The 18,939-nt window shown below is 72.0% G+C and carries 23 protein-coding genes; 14 read left to right on the top strand and 9 right to left on the bottom strand.

The features are described 5' to 3' along the window. Positions 1-7 precede the first annotated feature (7 nt). From JF597_RS06760 to JF597_RS06715, 10 genes are all read left to right on the top strand, one after another. Complete coding sequence (locus tag JF597_RS06760; protein ID WP_293990595.1) at positions 8-1,222, top strand: acyl-CoA dehydrogenase family protein; 1,215 nt, start codon at positions 8-10, stop codon at positions 1,220-1,222. After that, positions 1,219-1,995, top strand: a complete 777-nt coding sequence (locus JF597_RS06755) for an SDR family oxidoreductase (protein ID WP_293990593.1) — start codon at positions 1,219-1,221, stop codon at positions 1,993-1,995. The genes JF597_RS06760 and JF597_RS06755 overlap by 4 nt, the downstream gene beginning before the upstream one ends. Then, entirely contained in the window at positions 1,992-2,759 is a 768-nt protein-coding gene (locus tag JF597_RS06750; RefSeq protein WP_293990591.1) for an SDR family oxidoreductase, read from the top strand. The genes JF597_RS06755 and JF597_RS06750 overlap by 4 nt, the downstream gene beginning before the upstream one ends. Further along, complete coding sequence (locus tag JF597_RS06745) at positions 2,756-3,544, top strand: enoyl-CoA hydratase-related protein (protein ID WP_293990589.1); 789 nt, start codon at positions 2,756-2,758, stop codon at positions 3,542-3,544. Before JF597_RS06750 ends, JF597_RS06745 begins: the two co-directional genes overlap by 4 nt. A gap of 116 nt (positions 3,545-3,660) precedes the next feature. Then, positions 3,661-4,287, top strand: coding sequence for a TetR/AcrR family transcriptional regulator (locus JF597_RS06740; protein ID WP_293990587.1), 627 nt, complete (start codon positions 3,661-3,663; stop codon positions 4,285-4,287). Positions 4,288-4,400: 113 nt separating this feature from the next. Continuing rightward, positions 4,401-4,751, top strand: coding sequence for a nuclear transport factor 2 family protein (locus JF597_RS06735; protein ID WP_293990585.1), 351 nt, complete (start codon positions 4,401-4,403; stop codon positions 4,749-4,751). Next, entirely contained in the window at positions 4,748-5,131 is a 384-nt protein-coding gene (locus JF597_RS06730) for a hypothetical protein (RefSeq protein WP_293990583.1), read from the top strand. Before JF597_RS06735 ends, JF597_RS06730 begins: the two co-directional genes overlap by 4 nt. An 18-nt stretch (positions 5,132-5,149) precedes the next feature. Then, positions 5,150-5,470, top strand: coding sequence for an EthD family reductase (locus JF597_RS06725; RefSeq protein WP_293990581.1), 321 nt, complete (start codon positions 5,150-5,152; stop codon positions 5,468-5,470). Between the two features lie 63 nt (positions 5,471-5,533). Continuing rightward, positions 5,534-7,084 (top strand): class I adenylate-forming enzyme family protein, encoded by a 1,551-nt coding sequence (locus tag JF597_RS06720; RefSeq protein WP_293990579.1) that lies wholly within the window; start codon positions 5,534-5,536, stop codon positions 7,082-7,084. Then, positions 7,081-8,160 carry an MBL fold metallo-hydrolase gene (locus JF597_RS06715; RefSeq protein WP_293990577.1) on the top strand — a complete coding sequence of 360 codons (1,080 nt, stop codon included), beginning with the start codon at positions 7,081-7,083 and terminating at the stop codon, positions 8,158-8,160. Before JF597_RS06720 ends, JF597_RS06715 begins: the two co-directional genes overlap by 4 nt. Positions 8,161-8,269: 109 nt before the next feature. Here the strand turns inward: JF597_RS06715 and JF597_RS06710 are convergent, their stop codons facing one another. The 8 genes from JF597_RS06710 to JF597_RS06675 all read right to left on the bottom strand — a co-directional run bounded on the left by JF597_RS06710 (position 8,270) and on the right by JF597_RS06675 (position 15,153). Next, positions 8,270-9,019, bottom strand: coding sequence for a glucose 1-dehydrogenase (locus tag JF597_RS06710; protein ID WP_293990575.1), 750 nt, complete (start codon positions 9,017-9,019; stop codon positions 8,270-8,272). A 15-nt stretch (positions 9,020-9,034) separates the two neighbouring features. Further along, positions 9,035-9,838 carry an SDR family oxidoreductase gene (locus JF597_RS06705; RefSeq protein WP_293990573.1) on the bottom strand — a complete coding sequence of 268 codons (804 nt, stop codon included), beginning with the start codon at positions 9,836-9,838 and terminating at the stop codon, positions 9,035-9,037. Positions 9,839-9,952: 114 nt separating this feature from the next. After that, positions 9,953-10,732: a polysaccharide deacetylase family protein gene (locus tag JF597_RS06700; RefSeq protein WP_293990571.1), complete on the bottom strand. Its 780-nt coding sequence runs from the start codon at positions 10,730-10,732 to the stop codon at positions 9,953-9,955. Positions 10,733-10,762: 30 nt separating this feature from the next. Next, positions 10,763-11,899 carry an acyltransferase gene (locus JF597_RS06695; protein ID WP_293990569.1) on the bottom strand — a complete coding sequence of 379 codons (1,137 nt, stop codon included), beginning with the start codon at positions 11,897-11,899 and terminating at the stop codon, positions 10,763-10,765. Positions 11,900-12,102: 203 nt separating this feature from the next. Beyond that, a complete protein-coding gene (locus JF597_RS06690) occupies positions 12,103-13,059 on the bottom strand; it encodes a transporter (RefSeq protein WP_293990567.1) in 957 nt (318 codons plus the stop codon). After that, complete coding sequence (locus JF597_RS06685) at positions 13,056-13,970, bottom strand: ATP-binding cassette domain-containing protein (protein ID WP_293990565.1); 915 nt, start codon at positions 13,968-13,970, stop codon at positions 13,056-13,058. The genes JF597_RS06690 and JF597_RS06685 overlap by 4 nt, the downstream gene beginning before the upstream one ends. Then, the gene (locus JF597_RS06680; RefSeq protein WP_293990563.1) at positions 13,957-14,397 is read right to left on the bottom strand and encodes a GntR family transcriptional regulator; all 441 of its coding nucleotides are present in this window, start codon (positions 14,395-14,397) and stop codon (positions 13,957-13,959) included. Before JF597_RS06680 ends, JF597_RS06685 begins: the two co-directional genes overlap by 14 nt. A 147-nt stretch (positions 14,398-14,544) precedes the next feature. Continuing rightward, the gene (locus tag JF597_RS06675; protein WP_293990561.1) at positions 14,545-15,153 is read right to left on the bottom strand and encodes a flavin reductase family protein; all 609 of its coding nucleotides are present in this window, start codon (positions 15,151-15,153) and stop codon (positions 14,545-14,547) included. A gap of 58 nt (positions 15,154-15,211) precedes the next feature. Between JF597_RS06675 and JF597_RS06670 the strand changes: the two genes are divergently transcribed. The 4 genes from JF597_RS06670 (at position 15,212) to JF597_RS06655 (ending at position 18,584) form a co-directional block, all read left to right on the top strand. Further along, the gene (locus tag JF597_RS06670; RefSeq protein ID WP_293990559.1) at positions 15,212-15,430 is read left to right on the top strand and encodes a hypothetical protein; all 219 of its coding nucleotides are present in this window, start codon (positions 15,212-15,214) and stop codon (positions 15,428-15,430) included. A 67-nt stretch (positions 15,431-15,497) separates the two neighbouring features. Continuing rightward, positions 15,498-16,862, top strand: a complete 1,365-nt coding sequence (locus JF597_RS06665; protein WP_293990557.1) for an FAD-dependent oxidoreductase — start codon at positions 15,498-15,500, stop codon at positions 16,860-16,862. A gap of 13 nt (positions 16,863-16,875) precedes the next feature. After that, on the top strand, positions 16,876-17,217 hold the full coding sequence (locus JF597_RS06660; RefSeq protein WP_293990555.1) for a hypothetical protein: 342 nt from the start codon (positions 16,876-16,878) through the stop codon (positions 17,215-17,217). A 434-nt stretch (positions 17,218-17,651) separates the two neighbouring features. Beyond that, positions 17,652-18,584, top strand: a complete 933-nt coding sequence (locus JF597_RS06655; protein WP_293990553.1) for an RNA polymerase sigma-70 factor — start codon at positions 17,652-17,654, stop codon at positions 18,582-18,584. Here the strand turns inward: JF597_RS06655 and JF597_RS06650 are convergent. Further along, positions 18,505-18,930: a hypothetical protein gene (locus JF597_RS06650; protein ID WP_293990551.1), complete on the bottom strand. Its 426-nt coding sequence runs from the start codon at positions 18,928-18,930 to the stop codon at positions 18,505-18,507. The genes JF597_RS06655 and JF597_RS06650 overlap by 80 nt on opposite strands. Between the last annotated feature and the right edge of the window lie 9 nt (positions 18,931-18,939).

Here is an 18,939-nt window from a genome sequence, read left to right as displayed (position 1 = left end):
CCACCCCATGGATTTCGGACTCTCGCCCAGGGCCGACCAACTCCGTTCCCGCATGGCCGCGTTCATGACGGAGCACGTCCTGCCCGCCGAGCCCGTCCACGACCGCCAGCTGGCAGAGGCGGACGACCCGCACCGGCTCCCGCCGGTCATGCGGGAGCTGCAGGAGAAGGCGCGCGCCGAGGGGCTGTGGAACCTCTTCCTCGCCCACGGCGACTGGGGCGCGGGCCTCACCAACCTCGAATACGCCCCGCTCGCCGAACTGGCCGGGCGCTCCGTCATCGGACCCGAGGTGTTCAACTGCTCGGCCCCCGACACCGGCAACATGGAACTGCTCGCCCTCTTCGGCACCCCCGAACAGCAGGACCGCTGGCTGCGACCGCTGCTGACCGCCCGGATCCGTTCGTGCTTCGCCATGACCGAGCCCGAGGTGGCCAGCTCCGACGCACGCAACATCCGCACCCGGATCACCCGGGACGGCGACGAGTACGTCGTCAACGGCCACAAGTGGTACACCTCCGGGATCCTGGACCCGGACTGCCGGCTGATCGTCCTGATGGGGGTCACCGATCCGGACGCACCCGCCTACCGGCAGCAGAGCATGCTGCTCGTCCCGCGCGAGGCCCCGGGCATCACCGTCCTGCGCGATCTGCCCATGTTCGGCTACACCGACCGCTGCGGCCACGGGGACGTGCTCTTCGAGGACGTGCGGGTGCCGGTGTCCGCGCTGCTCGGAGGCGAGGGCGAGGGATTCGCGCTGGCCCAGGGGCGGCTGGGGCCCGGCCGCATGCACTACGCCATGCGGGCGGTCGGATTCGCCGAACGCGCCCTCGAGCTGATGTGCCGCCGGACCCTGACCCGTACCGCCTTCGGCGGCCCGCTCGCCGAACAGGGTGTCGTGCGCGAGTGGATCGCCCGCAGCAGGATCGAGATCGAGCAACTGCGCCTGCTGGTACTGAAGTCGGCCTGGCTGATGGACACCTCGGGCAACGCGGCCGCCCGCACCGAGGTCGCCGCGATCAAGGTGGCCGCGCTGGAGGTGGCCCACCGGGTGGTCGACCGGGCGGTCCAGGCGCACGGGGCGGCCGGGGTCAGCGACGACACCGTGCTGGCCCGCCTCTACGCCATCACCCGGGCGCTGCGGATCGCGGACGGCCCGGACGAGGTGCACCTGCGCACCGTCGCACGCCGCGAACTGGCCCGGTACCCCGAGGAGTCGGCATGAACGCACAGGTCCTGGACGGAAGGGTGGCCGTGATCACCGGCGGTTCCCGGGGGATCGGGCTCGGCATCGCGAAGGCGTACCGGGAGGCGGGTGCCCACGTGGTGATCGCCGCCCGCAAGCCGGACGGACTGGCCGCCGCCCGCGCGGAGCTGCTGCGGGTCAAGGGGGACGGCGAGGTGCACGAGGTGGCCGCCCACGCGGGCCGGCCGGAGGACGCCGAGCGGTGCGTCGAGGAGACCATGAGCCGGTTCGGCCGACTCGACGTCCTGGTCAACAACGCGGCCACCAACCCCTACATGGGCCCCCTCCTCGACCTCGACCCACCGCGCGCCCAGAAGACCGTCGAGGTCAATCAGTACGGCATGGTCGTCTGGACCCGGCACGCCTGGCGGGCCTGGATGCACGAGCACGGCGGAGCCGTCGTCAACATCGCCTCCGTCGGCGGGCTGGTCGTCGATCCGCACATCGGCTGGTACAACGCCACCAAGGCGGCGATGCTCCACCTGACCCGGCAGCTCGCCTACGAACTCGGCCCGCACGCCAGGGTCAACGCGATCGCGCCCGGCCTGATCAAGACCGAACTGGCGCGGGCCGTATGGGAGCCGAGGGAGCCGATCCTCACCGCGAAGCTTCCCCTGCGCAGGCTGGGAACGGTCGAGGACGTGGCGAACGCGGCGGTGTTCCTCGGGTCCGGGGCCTCGTCCTGGATGACCGGTCAGACGCTCGTCCTGGACGGCGGGGCGACCGCGCTGCCGATCGGGGTGGAAGCGTGACCGGCGCGGCGGACCTGTTCTCGCTGGAAGGCCGGACGGCCGTGGTCACCGGAGCCTCGTCGGGGCTGGGCGCGCGCTTCGCCACGGTGCTCGCCGCCGCCGGGGCCACGGTGTTCGCGGCGGCCAGGCGACCGGACCGGCTGAAGCAACTGGCCGACGGCGAACCGCGCATCCACCCGGTCGTCTGCGACGTGGCGAGCGAGGCGGACCGCGTCCGGCTCGCGGAGACCGCCTTCGCGCACGGCGGCCGGCTCGACGTCCTCGTCAACAACGCGGGGGCACCCGGCGCCGTACGCGCCGAGCACGAGAGCCCCGGCGACTTCGCGGACGTCCTGGCCGTCAACCTCGTGGCACCGTTCCACCTCGCCCGGCTGCTCGCCGAGGCACGGAGCGATCACGACCGTACGAGATCGGTCGTCAACGTCTCCTCCGTCCTCGGACTCGTGGCCGGTGCCCCGCTCGGCGGGGCCGCCTACGCCGCCTCCAAGGCGGGGCTCCTCGGACTGACCCGCGAACTGGCCGGGCAGTGGGGAGAGGCGGGGGTGCGGGTGAACGCCCTCGCACCCGGGTGGTTCCGCTCCGAGATGACCGGCGGCCTGTTCGCCGACGAACGCTCCCGGCGCTGGGTGGAGCGCGGCACGATGCTGGGGCGCGGCGGCGCACCGGGCGAGCTGGACGGAGCGCTGCTGTACCTGGCCTCGGACGCGTCCTCGTACTGCACGGGCCAGGTGCTCACCGTGGACGGCGGGTGGACGGCGCGATGAGGGTCACGGTCGGGGTCGACGACGCCGGGGTGGCGCACGTCGAGATGTGCCGCGGCTCGGGCAACGCGATCGACCTGGCGACGGCCGAGGGACTGCTGGAGGCGGCCCGGGAGTGCGAGGCGGCCCGGGCACGGGTGGTGCTGCTGACCGGGCGGGGGTCCTCCTTCTGCGTGGGCGGCGATCTGAAGGAGTTCGGCGCTCTGTCCGGGGAGCGGCTGGCCGGGCATCTCGCCCGCGTCACCGGCGCACTGCACGGTGCGCTGCGGATCTTCGCCGGTCTGGACGCTCCGCTGGTGGCGGCCGTGCAGGGAGCGGTCGCCGGGGCCGGACTCGGGCTGGCCATGGCCGCCGACCTCGGGTTCGCCGCCGCGGACGCGCACTTCACGGCGGCGTACACCGCGATCGGCTACTCGCCGGACGCCGGGGTGAGCTGGCTGCTGCCCCGGCTCGTCGGCCCCAAGCGGGCCCTGGACCTCCTGCTGACCAACCGGAGGGTGTCCGCCGCGGAGGCCCTGGAGATCGGGCTGGTGGGCAGGGTGGTCGCGCCGGAGCTGCTCCGGGCGGAAGCCGAGGGCGTCGCGCGGAGACTGGCGCACGGGGCCACCGGGGCGTACGGCGTGACCCGGCGGCTGGTCGCCGGCGCGTTCTCGGCCGGGCTGGACGAACAGCTCGACGCTGAGGCCCGCCTGCTGGCCGCGGCCGCCGTGTCCGGGGAGGGGCGGGAGGGGATGGCCGCGTTCCTCGGCCGGCGACGCCCGGACTTCACGCGTGCGGCAGCGCGGTGACCGGGGGCCGCCGCCGCACCCTCACGTCCCGCCGATTCGAAGCCAACCTGAACTTGGGTCTACTCTCGGACGACCGGACGGTGATCGGAACCGGCCGTGGAGCAGAGGGAGAGACGATGGCAAGGGCGCGGATCGTGGATCCGGAGGAGGGGCCCAGGTCGAAGCGTGCGGCCATCCTGGTGGCCGCCGTGGAGCGGTTCGGGGAGGACGGCTACGAGAGCACCAAGTGGTCCGAGGTCGCCGACCGGGTCGGCATCGGGCAGACGGCGCTCTACCACTACTTCGAGTCGAAGGCCCACTGCCTGCTCACCATCATGCGCCTGGAACTCCAGCGCTCCCACGACCAGTTCGTCGAGGCCACGAAGGACGTGACGGAGCCGGTCGAGGAGGTGCGCGCGGCGGTGCGCTCCGCCTTCGCGGTCACCGAACAGGAGATCCGCCAGATGCGCATCCTGCAGGCGAACATGTCCCTGCTGGCCAACCCGCGCAAGTCGAAGCGGGAGGAGACCGAGCGGGTCGCGGCCCGCCAGCTCGTGCAGATGGTCGAACGGGACTGGACCAACCTGCTGATGCGCGGCATGTCCAAGGGGGCCTTCCCGCTGCGTGACGCCCACACCCTCGGTCTGGCCGTGCTCGGCATGATCGTCAGCGTCTGGCGCTGGTACCGCCCGACCGGGGCGATCCCGCTCTCCGAGATCAGCGAGATGATCGAGGGATGCGTGGTACGCATGGTCGCCGAATGACTTCCGGGTCCGTCCCGCCTCTTGCCGGGGCGGCCGTCCAGGGATCAAACTGAACTGAACTCAGGTCGTGGAAGTGTTCTGTAGCTCGATGTCCGTAGGGAGAGCGATCGGCAATGGTGCTTCGCGAATACATGGCCCGTATGGACGGCCAGGATCCGGAGAAGGCCCTGGAGCTGGTGGAGCCCGGATTCCGTTTCCTCATCGCCCTGCCCGGCGGCGAGCGCAGCGGGACCTCGCGCGACGAGTTCGCCGCGTACATAGCCGGGCGCCGGGCCGTGGACCGTACCCATGAGATCCAGAGGTACGCGGTCGACGGCGACGTCGAGACCGCGTACGGCTTCGTCGTCGAGCACGGCGTGACCACGGGGGCGTTCCTCTCCGCCGTACAGGTCTCGCCCGCCGGGCTGATGGCCCGCTACCAGTCCTTCTTCACCACCGGCTTCGACCTGGTGGACCGGCCGTGACCGCCCCGGCCGCGCAGTCCACCGCAGCGTTCCTGACCCGCTGGTTCGCCATCCTCGACAGCGAGGACGCGGACCGCGTCCTGGACCTGATCAGCGACGACTTCTCGTTCTCCATCCTCTTCTCGACCGGCGCCGGCGGTGCGACCGACTTCCACGGCGGCCGGGCCGAGATGGCGGGCTACCTCGCCCAGCGCCAGGTGGGCGTCCGCACCCACCACCTGCTCACGGCGGGCACCGTCGGCCGGGACGAGCTGTTCCTCGGCGAGGTGCGGCGCTCCGGGGTGCCGGAGGCGACGTTCGTGGCCGGCGCGCGGCTGGACGAGACCGGCCGGCTGCGGCGGCTGATGATCGGGCGCTCGCCCGAGGTGCTGTTCACCTGAGATGCCCGAGGAGGCGCGATGTACAACCTGGTCCTGCTGGCCGCCCGGCCGCCCGAGTGGACGCACGAGCGGTTCATCACCTGGTGGCGCGGCGAGCACGCCGAACTCGCCCTGGCCCTGCCCGGCCTGCGGTCCTGGCGGCACACCGACATCGACACGGCCCTCGAACCGCGCTCCGAGGGCTGGGACGGGGTCTCCGTCCTGTGCTTCGACACCGCCGAGGACCTGCGCGGGGCACTGGACAGCCCCGAGTGGGCGGCCGCGGTCGCCCAGGTCGGCGACATGAGGGGCCGGAGGATCGCCGTCATGGGCGGCGAGCTGGAGATGTACCCGGGCTGAGCGCGCCCGCCGGAGCCGGACAGCCACCACCACCTTTCGCGCGACGAGGCGAGGAAGCAGCGGATGCGACAGACAGTGCGGGAGTTCCAGCGACGCGCGGAGAAGGCCGACTTCACAGCCGTCGTCGACGACACGGGCCGGCACGGCGCGCGCCGCCTGCTGGCGCACGCGGCCGAACTGGCCGGCGCCATGGCACCGGACGGCTCGCCCGGCGGGACCGTCCTGCTCCAGGCGGACAACTCCTGGCGCACCGTCGCCGCCACCCTCGCCGTGGGAATGACCGGTGGCGTCCTGGCCCTGGTCAACCGGCACACGACCCGGGCCGAGTTCGCGGCGGCCCTGGAGGACATCCGCCCCGACACCGTCGTCGCCGAGCCGTCCGCGGCCGGGGGATGGCAGGCGCGGGAGGGAATGCGGGGTGCGCGGACGGCCGGGGTGCTCGACGGCTGGCAGGCGCTCGTCGGCCAGGGCCCGCGCGAGGTCTCCCGCTGGTCCGGCGGCGCGCTCATCGGCCTCACGTCCGGCTCGACCGGCCGGCCCAAAGGAGTGGTCCAGTCCGAGACTGCCCTGCGCTACGCGTGCGCCCGCACCGCGGAGATCAACGGGCTGCGCGACGGCGACGCGGTGGCCGCCGTCGTGCCCCTCTCCTCGACCGCCGCCTACTGCTTCGGCGTGGCCATGGCGCTGATGCTCGGCGGCCCACTGGTCCTGAGCGGCCGCTGGGACCGCGAGGAGGCACTGGCGCGGATGTCCGCGAACGACGTCCGATGGACCATGTGCGTGCCGACCATGGCCCTGCAGATGGGCTCGGCGGCCGCCGGATCACGGGTCCTCGAAGGCGTCCGCTCCATCACGGTCGGCGGTGGTCCCATGGACCGCGGCGCCCTCGCCCGTGCCGAACGCTCGCTCGGGACCCGGATCCTGCGCGTCTTCGGCATGTCCGAATGCCTCGGGCACACCTCCCCACGGCCCGACGACCCGGAGGAGATCCGGCTGGGCCGCGACGGACGCCCGTTCCCCGGGACCGAGTTGCGCGCGGTAGCCGCCGACGGCACCGTCCTCGGCCCGGGCACGACCGGCCGGGCCGAGGTCCGCGGTCCTTCCCTGTTCGTGGGGTACGCCCGCGACGGCCGGGTCGAACCGCCGGACCTCACCCCGGACGGCTTCTTCCCCACCGGGGACCTGCTGGTCACCGGCGACGACGGGACGGTCACCGTCATGGGCCGGGAGAAGGACGTCATCATCCGGGGCGGCCGCAACCTCGACATCACCGAGATCGAACGCGCCGTCGCCGCCCACCCGGGTGTCGCCCGAGCGTGTGTGGTGCCGGTGCCGGACCCGCTGCTCGGCGAGCGGGCGGCCGTGCTCGTGGTCCCGGAGGACGGCCACGACGGCATCGGTCTCGACGACATCACCGCACACCTCGACCGCACCGGCCTGTCCAAGGCCAAGTGGCCCGAGTTCGCCTTCACCGTGGCCGAGTTGCCCCAGACCACGGTGGGCAAGCTCGACCGCCCCGGAGCCCGCAGGCTCGCACACGAACTGCACACCCGGCCCGCCCCGGAGCCGGTCCCGCAACCGCACCGGGAACCTCACCAGCAAGGAGACGCATGACCTCCCCCACGACCCGCACCCCTCGCTTCGACCGCGGCCGGTGGGCGGAGGCCGGCGCCGAGACCGTACGGCCCGGCGTCCACCGCATCCCGCTGCCGCTGCCGGACGACGGACTGCGCGCGGTCAACGTGTACGCGCTGGAAGGCCTGGCGGAGGGGCTGGTCCTGGTCGACGGGGGCTGGTCGATCCCCGAGTCTCTCCAGGCACTTGAGGACGCGCTCGCGGACCTGGGCCACGACCTCGGCGAGATCAGCCACATCCTGGTCACCCACATCCACCGCGACCACTACACGCAGGCCGTCGCCCTGCGCAGGCTGCTCGGCTCCCGGGTCTACCTGGGCTCGGGCGAGCGCCGGGGCCTGGAACTGCTCGGATCGCTCCGTACGACGCAGCCGGCCGGTTCGCTGGAGACGCTGGCCCGGGCCGGTGCGGGCGAACTCGCCGAACGGGTGGCCGCGATGGACCACGGCGACTTCGACCCGGACGTCTGGGAGGCCCCGGACCGCTGGCTGGAGGCGGAGGAACTCCGTTTCGGCGACACGAGGCTGCAGGTCGTCCCGACCCCGGGCCACACCCGGGGGCACGTCGTCTACCTCGACCCCGCCCGGGGCCTGCTGTTCTCCGGGGACCACGTCCTGCCGCACATCACCCCGTCCATCGGCTTCGAACTCGGCCCGTCTCGGCTGCCGTTGGGGGACTACCTCGACTCGCTGCGCAGGATGACGGCGCTCGCGGACGCCCGGCTGCTGCCGGCGCACGGCCCGGTGGGCGACAGTGTGCACGCCCGGGTCGGCGAGTTGCTGGCCCATCACGACGACCGGCTCGCCCAGACCCGGGCCGTCCTCGGCGACCGCACGCTCGACGCCCACGCAGTGGCCGGAGAGCTGGGGTGGACCCGGCGCAAGATCGCCTTCGCCGAGCTGAACGCCTTCAACCAGATGCTCGCGGTCAACGAGACCGCGGCCCACCTCGACGTGCTGGCGGCCCGCGGTCACGTCCGCCGCACACGGTCGGCCGACGGCGTCGACCACTACACCGCGCACCCTCGCATCGACGCCGGAGAACAGGCCGGGTGAAGTCAACCGCGGTTCGGCGGCGCCGCAGAGGGACGCGGGGAACCGCGCGACCAGCCACTACGGCACCGCGGACGCCGGACGACCCGACGGGGCACTGCCGGCGGAGCGCTCAGCGCGCCGTCCAGCCTCCGTCGACGTACAGCTCCGAGCCGGTCATGAAGCTCGCGTCGTCGGAGGCCAGGAACGCCACGGCCGCCGCGACCTCCTCGGGGGTGCCGAGCCGGCCGAGCGGGGTGCCCTCGAGCATCGCGGCCAACCGCGGTGTGCCCCGCCACAGTTCACGGGACCGGGGCGTCTCGATGAAGCCGGGGTGCAGGGAGTTGACCCGGACGCCGCGCCGCGCCCAGTGCAGCGCGGCGTTCTTCGTCATGAGCCGTACGGCGCCCTTGGCCGCGTGGTACGAGAACTGGGAGCCGAAGCCGCCGACCGTACCGAAGATCGACGCGACGTTGACGACCGAGCCGCCGCCGGACCGTTCGATGGCCGCGCCGGCGTGCTTCATGCCGAGCCAGACACCGGTCTGGGTGACCGCGACCACCTGGTCCCAGGACTCCCGGGTCTCCGTCTCGACGGTGCGCATCGCGGCGATGCCGGCGTTGTTCACCAGTACGGACAGGGAGCCGAGCCGGCCGGTCACCCGGTCCACGACGGCCTCCCAGGCCGACTCGTCGGTCACGTCCAGGGCAAGCCCGACGGAGCCGCCGCCGGCCTCCCCGGCGAGCTTCTCGCAGCGCTCCGCGTCGACGTCCGTCACCACCACGGTGGCACCTTCGGCCGCGAACCGCCGTACGACGGCGTCGCCGATGCCTCCGGTCGCGCCGGTCACCAGGGCCACCCGGCCGGCCAGCCTCGTCTCCATCACGCCCGTCCTTCCTCAGTCCCTGACACCGCGCCAGGCCAGCGCGCCGCCGTCGATCACGCAGGCGGCGCCCGTGATGAACGCCGCGTTCCCCGAGGCGAGGAAGCAGGCGAGCCGGGCCACCTCCTCCGGCCGCCCCAGCCGGTCCACCAACTGCGGGGCCAGCAGCGCCCGTTCCGTGGCCGCGCGATCCTCGGCCGCGGCGAAGTGGTCCTGCGTCAGCCGGGTGTCGATGACGCCGGGGCAGAGGCAGTTGCAGCGCACCGGGGCCAGGTCGACCGCGGTGACCTTGGTCAGGTGGATGACACCGGCCTTGGTGACGCCGTAGGCGGGGCAGTCGGGGAAGCCGACCAGGCCGGAGACCGAGGCGGTGTTGACGATGGCCGGGCCACGTGTGGAGCGGCGCAGATGGGGTGCCGCGAACTTGGTCGTCAGCCAGACGGCCTTGAGATTGACCTCGTAGACGACGTCCCAGACCTCCTCGGGGAGCGAGGCGACACCGTGGTCCTGGCCGGCCGTGAACGCGGTGTCGATCACTCCGGCGTTGTTGACCAGCACGTCGAGGCCGCCGAAGCGCTCGGCACACCGCGTCACCATGGCCTCGATGTCGTCACGCGCCCGCAGGTCGCACCCGATCGCCTCGGCCTTCGCCCCCTCGGCCCGCACCATCGCGGCGGTCTCGCCGGCGGCCGCCTCGTCGAGGTCGGCGACGGCCACGGCCGACGCGCCCTGCCGGGCCAGCTCCACCGCGACGGCCCGGCCGATGCCCCCGCCGGCGCCGGTGACGAGAGCGATCCTCTCCACGAGGGAACCATCCATCGTCCGCTCCCTTCCGCCCGCGACAGCTCCTGAACTGAACCAACTTCAGTTCATGCCGGGAGTCTAGGTTCCCGCGGGGGAGAGCGACAAGGGGTGGACCGCCGTCGAGGCGCCTCAGGGCCGGTAGACCATCCCGGGCTCGGGCTTGGCGGGGGCGAGCAGTTGCGACACCGTGACGACGGTGTAGCCACGCTCCTCGAGTGCGCTGAGAATGCCGGGGACGGCGGGCACGGTCCCCTTGTGCAGGTCGTGCAGCAGGATGATGCCGTCGCGGTGGGTCTGGTCGAGCACCCGCTTGGTGATCAGGGCCGAGTCGGTCGTCTCGTAGTCCTTGGCCGTGACGCTCCACAGCACCTGCGCCAGACCCAGCTCCCGGCAGATCTTCTCCACCTTGCGGTTGGTGCGGCCCTCCGGCGGACGCATCAGGACGGGCCGGGTTCCAGTGATCTTCTCGATGGCGTCCTGGGTCCGGGTCAGCTCCGCACGGGCGCCGGCCTCGTCGAGGTCCGTCAGTCTCGGGTGGGTCCAGGTGTGGTTGCCGATCTCGTGCCCCTCCTCCGCGATCCGCCGCAGGATGTCGGGGTACTTCGAGATGTGGCCCCTGCCCTGCACGAAGAACGTGGCGTGCAGGTGCCGCTGCTTGAGGATGTCCAGCAGCTTGGGGGTCGTCGCGCTGGGACCGCCGTCGAAGCTGAGGGCCACACACTTCGCCTTGCGGCAGTCGACGCCTCCGGTCACCGATCCCGATGCCTTGGCCCGGGCGGCGCGCGGCGAGGTGTGGTCGTAGGTCGTCACCGTCAGGGCCAGGGTCACGGCGACGGCCACGACGGCGGCCGCCGCCGTCGCGACGGCGATGAGTATGCGGGACCGTCTGGTACGTGCGTTGAAAAGCATACGAGTCCTTTCTTCGGTGGAGGCGCGGGGTTACCGCGTGTGGGTGAGGGCGGGCCGCGCGGAGAGGTCCCGCGGGCGCATGTCGAGCGTCAGGCGGTGTCTCAGACGGCGTCCGAGCCGACGCTCCACCAGCCTGTGGACCAGCAGGGAGAGCCCCAGCATGCAGACGACGGACAGCGCCGTCGCAGGCAGCGGCCCCAGCCACGGGAACGCCCGGACCAGGCCCTTGGCCAGGGGGATCCCGAGGCTCTGGTGGACGAGGTAGAAGGGGTAGGTGAGCGCCCCCGCGGTGACCGGCCAGCGCCATCGCAGTCCGGTGAGCGGGCCGATTCCGGCGAGGGCCAGCAGCCCGAGGCAGCCGGTGAGCACGGCCGCGCAGACGGCCCAGGAGGGCCGGCTCTCGCCGGGAGGTACGGCGGCGTGGTCGGCCACCCTGAGTTCGAGCACGGTGAGTTGGTAGCACCAGGCGAAACCGAGCAGCAGCCAGAGCAGAAGACTCTGTCCGAATCTGTGCATGAGGTAGAGCACGATCCCGGCGACGAACAGGCCGGTGTACCGGGTCAGGACGAACTCGTCGAGCAGGGGTGAGTGGAGTTCACGGGCGAGGACACCGGCCAGGAGCCAGGCTCCGCAGAAGGCCACCACCCGCCGGTAGGAGAGGCCGAAGACGAGGAGCACGGCCATCAGCAGGTAGAAGCGTGCCTCCACCCAGAGGGTCCAGCTGACCCCGTCGACCGGATCGAGTCCCAGTGGCCCGGGGGCCATGGTCAGGTTCCCCAGGACCGTTCGCGGGTCGATGCGCGTGGCGGCGGGCCACCGGCCCAGCCGTGAGACCAGGACGAGCAGGACGACCAGGAGCACCGCGCACCAGTAGGCCGGGAAGAGCCGTGAGACGCGGGAGACGGTGAACTGCGCCGGGGTCCGTCCCCAGCAGCTCATGCAGATCACGAAGCCGCTGATGAGGAAGAAGAACTCGACGCCGAGCCAGCCGTAGGCGCTGATCCCGTGCAGGAGCGGGGCGGAGTCCCGTAGCTCGGTTCTGCCCCAGAAGTGCGGCGTGGGCGTGCCCAGGAAGTGGTACGCGGCGACCATCAGCGCTGCCACCAGGCGAAGCCCGTCGATCGCGACGAGGCGTGACGGCCCGCTGTGGGTTTCGGGGGAGGGCATGTCGGAACCGGTCCGGGTCAGCAGACGGCGGGCAGCGAGCGGCCGGCGCATATGGCGGCGCGGCTGGGGCGCGCTTTCTTCGGCGACCTGGTGCGGGCGGGCATGGCGAAGCGACCTCCGTACAGGAAAGGAAAGAGGGGAAGGGGAGCAGAGGGGAAGAGGGGGGAGGGGAGACCGGGTGGGGCGGCGGTGCGGCGGCGACGTCAGACGCGGCGGCGCAGGAGCAGCACCGTGACGACCGTGAGCAGGACGGCCAGGCCGCCGAGGACCGCGGTGTCGGTCCACTGGAAGGTCCAGTAGTCACCGGCCGGGTTGGCCTCGTAGAAGCGGGCCACGTATCCGTGTGCCGTCATGCACTCCTTGAGCCGGGCACCCGACGGGTAGGCGCAGTTGAACACGGAGTCGTGGCGGCCGGAGGCCGTGATCAGGCCGTAGTCGCCGGTCGACCACTTCTCGCCCATCGGAGCCTTGGGGGTGCTGCCGGCGCTGACGTAGGTGTGCGGCGGCACGAGGAGCCGGGTCCAGTGGGTCCACTCCAGCAGGAGTGCCGTCGTCCCCGTCACCAGCAGGGTCAGGCCCATGGCTGCCAGGACCCGGCGGGCCAGCAGGCCCAGCAGTGTGCCGGCTGCCAGGCCGAACAGGGCGGCCGCGACGACCCGGGGGCCCGAGCCGCTCAGTGCCGTGGTGTCGTACCAGAACAGGCCGTAGCTGCGGTCGGCGGCCGGCCGCCACCACCAGGCGAACACTCCGGCGAGCAGGCCGGAGAGGGCGGTGGTGGTCACCGCGGCCAGCGCGAACCGGGAGGCGAACCACTGACCGCGGCTCGGGCCCTGGGCGAGGACCAGGCGATGGGTGCCCAGTTCCCGGTCGCGGCCCAGCAGCGGGGCGCCCCAGAAGACGCCGATGACGACGGGCAGGACGATGTTCAGCGCGCCGAGGTACTTCAGCGGCTCCACGTCCAGCAGCAGTGGCAGGCCGGTGTCGGACCGTGTGCAGTACAGCGGCCCGGTGGCGCAGTGGTCGAACAGCCCGCTGTGCAGGGCGTCCAGCATGTCCGAGCGGTAGTACGCGGCGATCGCCGCGGTGAGGAGCAGGGCGGCCGCGCCGATGCCGGCGGCGACGCGCTGCTGGCGCCAGGCGAGCCAGAGGGAGCCTTTCACGCCGCCGCCTCCGTCCGCACGCCGACGGCGGGCCGGCCTGGCTCGTCCCCGGTCTGGAGGTAGCCGATCAGGATGTCCTCCAGCCGGGGCCGTGCGGCGTGCCAGTCGCCGCGCAGTGGTCCGTGTCGCCGCACCAGGGCGGTCACCTGCCGGCCGGCGGTACGGCGGTGTACGACGGTGTGCTGTGCGGCCAGGGCGTCGGCCCGGTCGGCGGGGCCGGTCAGTACGGCGTGGCTCTCGCGCAGCGTGTCGGTGTCCTCGCTCAGCTCGGCGCGGCCGTCGCGCAGCACCAGCACCCAGTCGCAGGTCTCCTCCAGTTCCGGCAGGACGTGCGAGGAGAGCACGATGCTCGTGCCGCGCTCGGCGGCATCGGCCATCAGCTCCGCCATGATCTCGCCGCGTGCCACGGGATCGAGGTCGGCCAACGGCTCGTCGAGCAGCAGGAGTTCGGGACGCTTGCCGAGAGCCAGGGCGAGCGCGACGCGGGTGCGCCGGCCGGGCGAGAGTTCACCGACGCGGGCGTGGAGCGGGATGCCGCCCTCGCGGACGATCCGCTCGGCGGCCGTCCGGTCCCACGAGAAGTTCAGCTTCTCGCCCATCAGCAGAGTGTCCGCCACGGTGAAACGGGGGTAGAGCGGCTTGTCCTGGGTGAGCAGGGCGACCCGGGTGCGGGCCTCGGTGGTGCCGGGCGCGGCGCCCAGCACCCGCAGGTCCCCGGAGCCGGCTCGCAGCAGGCCGCCGGCCAGGTGCAGCAGGGTGCTCTTGCCGGCGCCGTTGCGTCCGACGAGGGCCGCTATGCGACCGCCGGGTACGGTGAACTCGCAGTCCCGCAGGGCCCAGCCGCCCCGCCTTCGGTACCGGAATCCGAGTCCCGTGGCGCGCAGCGCGGCCGGCGCGTCAGGCCCGGTCATGCGTCCTCCTTCCTGCGTTCCCGGTCGCCCGGGGGTGGCTGTCGTGTTCGTTGTCGTGGGCGTCCAGGGCCGCCGTGACCATGGCGAGGACATCGGCCCGTTCCAGGCCTTCGGCCCGGGCGCGTGCCACCCAGCCGGTGACCTCCCGGCGCAGCGGCGAGTCGTCCTCCGCGCCGGGCCGGGCGAGTGAGCGCGTCACGAAGGTTCCGAGGCCGCGGCGCAGTTCTACCAGGCCGGTCTGCTCCAGGTCGCGGTAGGCCCGGAGCACGGTGTTGGGGTTGATGGCGGTCGCCGCCACCACCTCCTTGGCCGTGGGCAGCTTGTCCCCGACCTTGAGGAAGCCCATCCGGAGCGCTCGTTCGGTCTGCTCGACGATCTGCACATAGGCCGGTACGCCGCTGCCGCGGTCGATCCGGTAGTCGATCACGTCGTCTTCCTCGGTTCCACCATGCTTGTGCTAATGAATTAATGGAAGCATGGTGGATGTCCGGTCGCGCTGTCAAACGTCTGTGAGCCCGTGAGCGGGGACGGGGTGCCGCTGGGGCCCTGCCGGCCGGGTGGGGCGCGAGGGGAATCAGGCGGTGCCGGGCTCCTCGTACGGGATGCGGTTCAGGTGCAGCACCTCGCCCAGGGTGCCCCATTCGTCGCCGCCGAGCTTGGTCAGGGGGCGCAGCAACTCGCTGCTGGGGCGGCCGCCGGCGAGGTAGTCCTCGTCGACCGCGGCATGGAGCACCCGGCCGAAGACGAGGGTGCAGTTGCCCATCCGCAGGGTGGTGTGGGAACGGCACTCCAGAGCCACGTGCGCGGCTGCCACCCTGGGCGGGCGCACGCTCCGGCTGGCCTCGCGCTCGATGCCTGCGGTGTCGAACTCGCTCACCGAGCGCGGGAAGTCGACGGCCGTGGCGTTGATCAGTTGCAGGAGCGGTTCGGACGAGAAGTTGACGACGAACTCCCCGGTCTCCTCGACGTTCCGCAGCGAGTCCTTCCGGCCGATCGAGGTGAACTGGACGATCGGGGGATCGGTGCTGGCGATGCTGAAGAAGGAGTGCGGGGCCAGGTTGTCGGTCCTTCCGTCGGGTGTGACGGTGGAGACCCAGGCGATCGGCCGGGGAATCACGACCGATGTCAGAAACCTGTAGAAGTCCGTGCTGCTCATCGCCTCAGGGTCGTATTCCACACGCATGGACCGAGTATCGGACCGGCATACCTGAGCCTTCCGCAGCCCGCCGGGTGTGTCGTGCGTGCCGGCTCACCGTGCGTCTGCCGGGCTGGCTCAAGCCGCTCGCCTGCCCGCGGGCGTCGGCGTCCGCGCGCTGGACGGGATCACCTACTTCCACCACGACGGACCGACCACCGGCGTCGTGGTGCTGTCCACCTGGATCGCGCTCTGCGTGGCGGGTCTGTTCCTGCTGGACCGGATCGCCGCATCGGCCGGGATCGTGCACGCCGCGAGATCGTGAGGCCGCCGTGTCACACCTTCTGGCCCTGCCCTGTCTAAGGGGTGTCGAACAACCAACAGAGGGTCTGATGCGCGAAATTGTGATCGTCGGTGGCGGCTACGCAGGCTTCTACGCCGCATGGGGCCTGGAGAAGAGGCTCAGTGCGGCGGAGGCGCGGGTGACGGTGGTCGACCCCCGCCCCTACATGACGTACCAACCGTTTCTTCCAGAGGTGACGGCCGGATCGGTCGAGGCCCGGCACGCCGCCGTGTCGCTCCGGCGGCACCTGCGGCGCGCCCGGCTGATCGCGGGAACCGTGACCTCGATCCGCCACGCGGACCGGACGGTCACGGTACGGCCCGTCAACGGAGCGGACTACGAACTGCGTTACGACACCCTCGTCGTGACCGCCGGTGCCGTGACCCGCACCTTCCCCGTCCCGGGGCTCGCCCAGCACGCGATCGGTCTGAAGCACGTCGAAGAGGCGGTGGCCATCCGCGACCGGCTGATGACCGCGTTCGACCAGGCGGCCTCCCTGCCTCCCGGCCCCGAGCGGCGACGGCTGCTGACCGTCACGTTCGTGGGTGGCGGGTTCTCCGGAGTCGAGGGCTTCGGGGAACTGCTGTCGCTCGCGACGGCGATGCTCAAGTCGTACCCGGAGCTGAGCGCCGACGAACTCTCCTTCCACCTGGTCGAGGCCCGGGGCCGCATCCTGCCCGAGGTGGGGGACAAGCCGGGCGCCTGGGTGGTGCGCTCTCTGGAGCGCCGTGGCGCACACGTCCACCTCGACACACAGGTCCGCTCCCTCGCCGACGGCCGGGTGGTGCTCTCCGACGGGGAGGAGTTCGATTCCGCGCTGGTCGTGTGGACCGCCGGCAACGCCTCCAACCCGGTCGTGCACAACCACTCGGATCTCCCGATCGACGAACGGGGCCTGCTCGTGGTCCGCCCCGACCTGCGCGTGGGCACCGGCGGCGAACTCGTCCCGGACGCCTGGGCGGCCGGTGACGACGCGGCCGTACCCGACCTGGCCTCCACGGTGCCGGGGGCTCACACGGTGCCGAACGCCCAGCACGCCGTACGGCAGGGCAGACGCCTCGCGAAGAACATCGTCGCCGACCTGCGCGGGCGACGCATCAGGAACTACCGCCACAGCAGTCTGGGAGTGGTGGCCACCCTCGGGCTGGGACGGGGCGTCTTCCAGTACAAGCGGATCGTCATCAAGGGACTTCCCGCCTGGCTGATGCACCGCGGCTACCACGTCCTGGCCGTGCCCTCGTGGGAACGCAAGATCCGCGTCCTCACCGTCTGGCTCACGGCCGCGGTCTTCGGCCGGGACCTCGTCTCCCTCGCCTCCGTCCAGCATCCACGGGACGCCTTCGTCACGAGCGGCGATCCGCAGCGCCCCGGCGACCCCGGCGAGAGCCCGACGAGTCACCGCACGGCCGCCTGACGCGGAGCACGCCATGAACACGAGCAAGGAGGCCGCGCGCGGCCTGACCGACATCGAGACCTTCCTGTACCGGCACGCTCATCTGGAGGCGGCGCGGCGGCGCGTCGCCCACTTCACCACGCGGGTGCCCGGACTGACCCGGGAGCAAAAGGCGGACATCGAGGGCTGGTACCTCAGGGAACAGACCTACGTCGCACGCATGGTGACGGAACACATCGCGGCGAACGTCAGCGAGGCGCAGCAGCGGCACCGCGACCGCTTCACGCGCTGGCTGCGAGGAACGCTCACCGCGATGATCCTGGTCAGCGTGGCCATGACCCTGTGCTTCGCCGTGCTCCTGAAGTCGCTGGGCTGAAGTCGCTGAGCCGAGCCGCCGGAAACGCCGCCTCCGGCCCGCGGTGCCCCTGCCGGTGGGCCGGCCCGGTCGGCATCACCAGATCATGCGATGCGCCCCGTGCGTGCACCGGGCCACTCCGGCTGTTCGGACCCGCCCTGACGCGGTGCCCGCGGGCCGCGCGATCAGCTGCCCGTGCCGGTACCGGCCGAATCACTCGATCATGCGATGCGTGCAGGCATCGCCGTGACCCAGTCTGGCCTTGTTCGCGAAGAATGCACTCATCACCTGAGCAGAGTCCTGATGTGAGCCGAGGGGCGGACCGCGAGACCGCGATGCCCCCGCCTGACCGCCGTCGCTCCGGCAACAGCCCACGGCACTCCCATGGGCCGGTTCCGCCGGCGCGGCGGGGCCGCTCCGGATCTCTGGTTCAGCTGCGATTGGACCACAGGATCATGTACCTCAAGCCGTCCCCTACCACGAGTGACCTCGACGAGGCCGTCTCCGACTTCGTGCAGTACCGGGCGCGCCTCTTCGGGATCGCCTACCGCGTGCTCGGCAGCGTGGCCGAGGCCGAGGACGTGGTCCAGGAGGTGTGGCTGCGCTGGCAGAAGACCGACCGCTCCGTGGTGGTGAGCCCCGGGGCCTTCCTCTCCAGTGCGACGACCCGTCTGGCCATCAACGTGGCGCAGTCGGCGCGGGTGCGCCGGGAGACCTACATCGGGCCGTGGCTGCCGGAGCCCGTCGACACCAGTTGTGACCCGGAGGTGGGCGCACAGCGGGCGGAGGCTCTGGAGTTGGCCCTGTTGCTCGTGCTGGAGAAGCTGAGCCCCACCGAGCGGGCCGCGTACGTCCTGCGCGAGGCGTTCGACTACTCCTACCCGGAGATTGCCGAGATCCTCCAGCTCAGCGTCGTCAACGTCCGACAGATCGTGAGCCGTTCGCGCAAGCGCCTGGCGGGCGAGCCGCGCGGGAGTGTGGACGCGCTGGAGCATCGACGCCTTCTGGACGCCTTCGTCTCGGCGGCGCGCACCGGTGATGTGGCCTCGCTGGAAGCCGTCCTCGCCCCTGACGTCGTCAGCCTGTCCGACGGCAACGGTATCCGGGGGGCCGCCCGGATACCCGTGGTGGGCCGTGCGCGTGTGGCCAACCTGGCCACGGCCACGCCGCGGTTCTGGCAGGGGACGGACCCGCGACCGGTCCAGGCCAACGGCCGTACGGGCGTGATGATCTACCGCGACGGTTCCCCCACCACGATCCTGACGATCGCTGCTTCTAGGGACGGCATCCATAGGGTGATGTGGTTGTTCAACCCCAGCAAGATCGCCGCGTTCCTGGACTCCGGCGCCCGGGCAACTGCGCCCGGCCTCGCGCCGGTTGACGGGTGAGCCGCACCCCCGGTCTCCTCAGCCGGACTCGACCGTCGCGGTGCGGTACATCTCGGCCGCGGTGACGGGTGACGGAGACGGGGACGCCGAGCTCGGCGGCGACCGCCGTGATCGCGCTCCCGCCGACCGCGAGGTCGGCCTGGCCGGCGTCGGTGAAGTACGGCGCGATGAACGTCTCGTAGTGTGCTCGGGCCTCTTGCGCGGTCTGTCCGCCCAGGAAGGTGCGGATGTGCCGCAGCGCGGTGCCGGGGTCGTCGCGGATCACCCACAGGGCACGGCGGTGCGCCCGTACGACGACCTGGACCGCGGGGTCGTCGGGCGGGACGTGGGTGGGGTCCACGGCCATGCCCACGGT

Origin of the sequence: Streptomyces sp. (assembly GCF_019510245.1) — a bacterium.
Classification (GTDB): Bacteria; Actinomycetota; Actinomycetes; order Streptomycetales; family Streptomycetaceae; genus Streptomyces.
The sequence above is the reverse complement of the archived record's forward strand: the minus strand, read 5'-3'. Positions and strand labels throughout refer to the sequence as shown.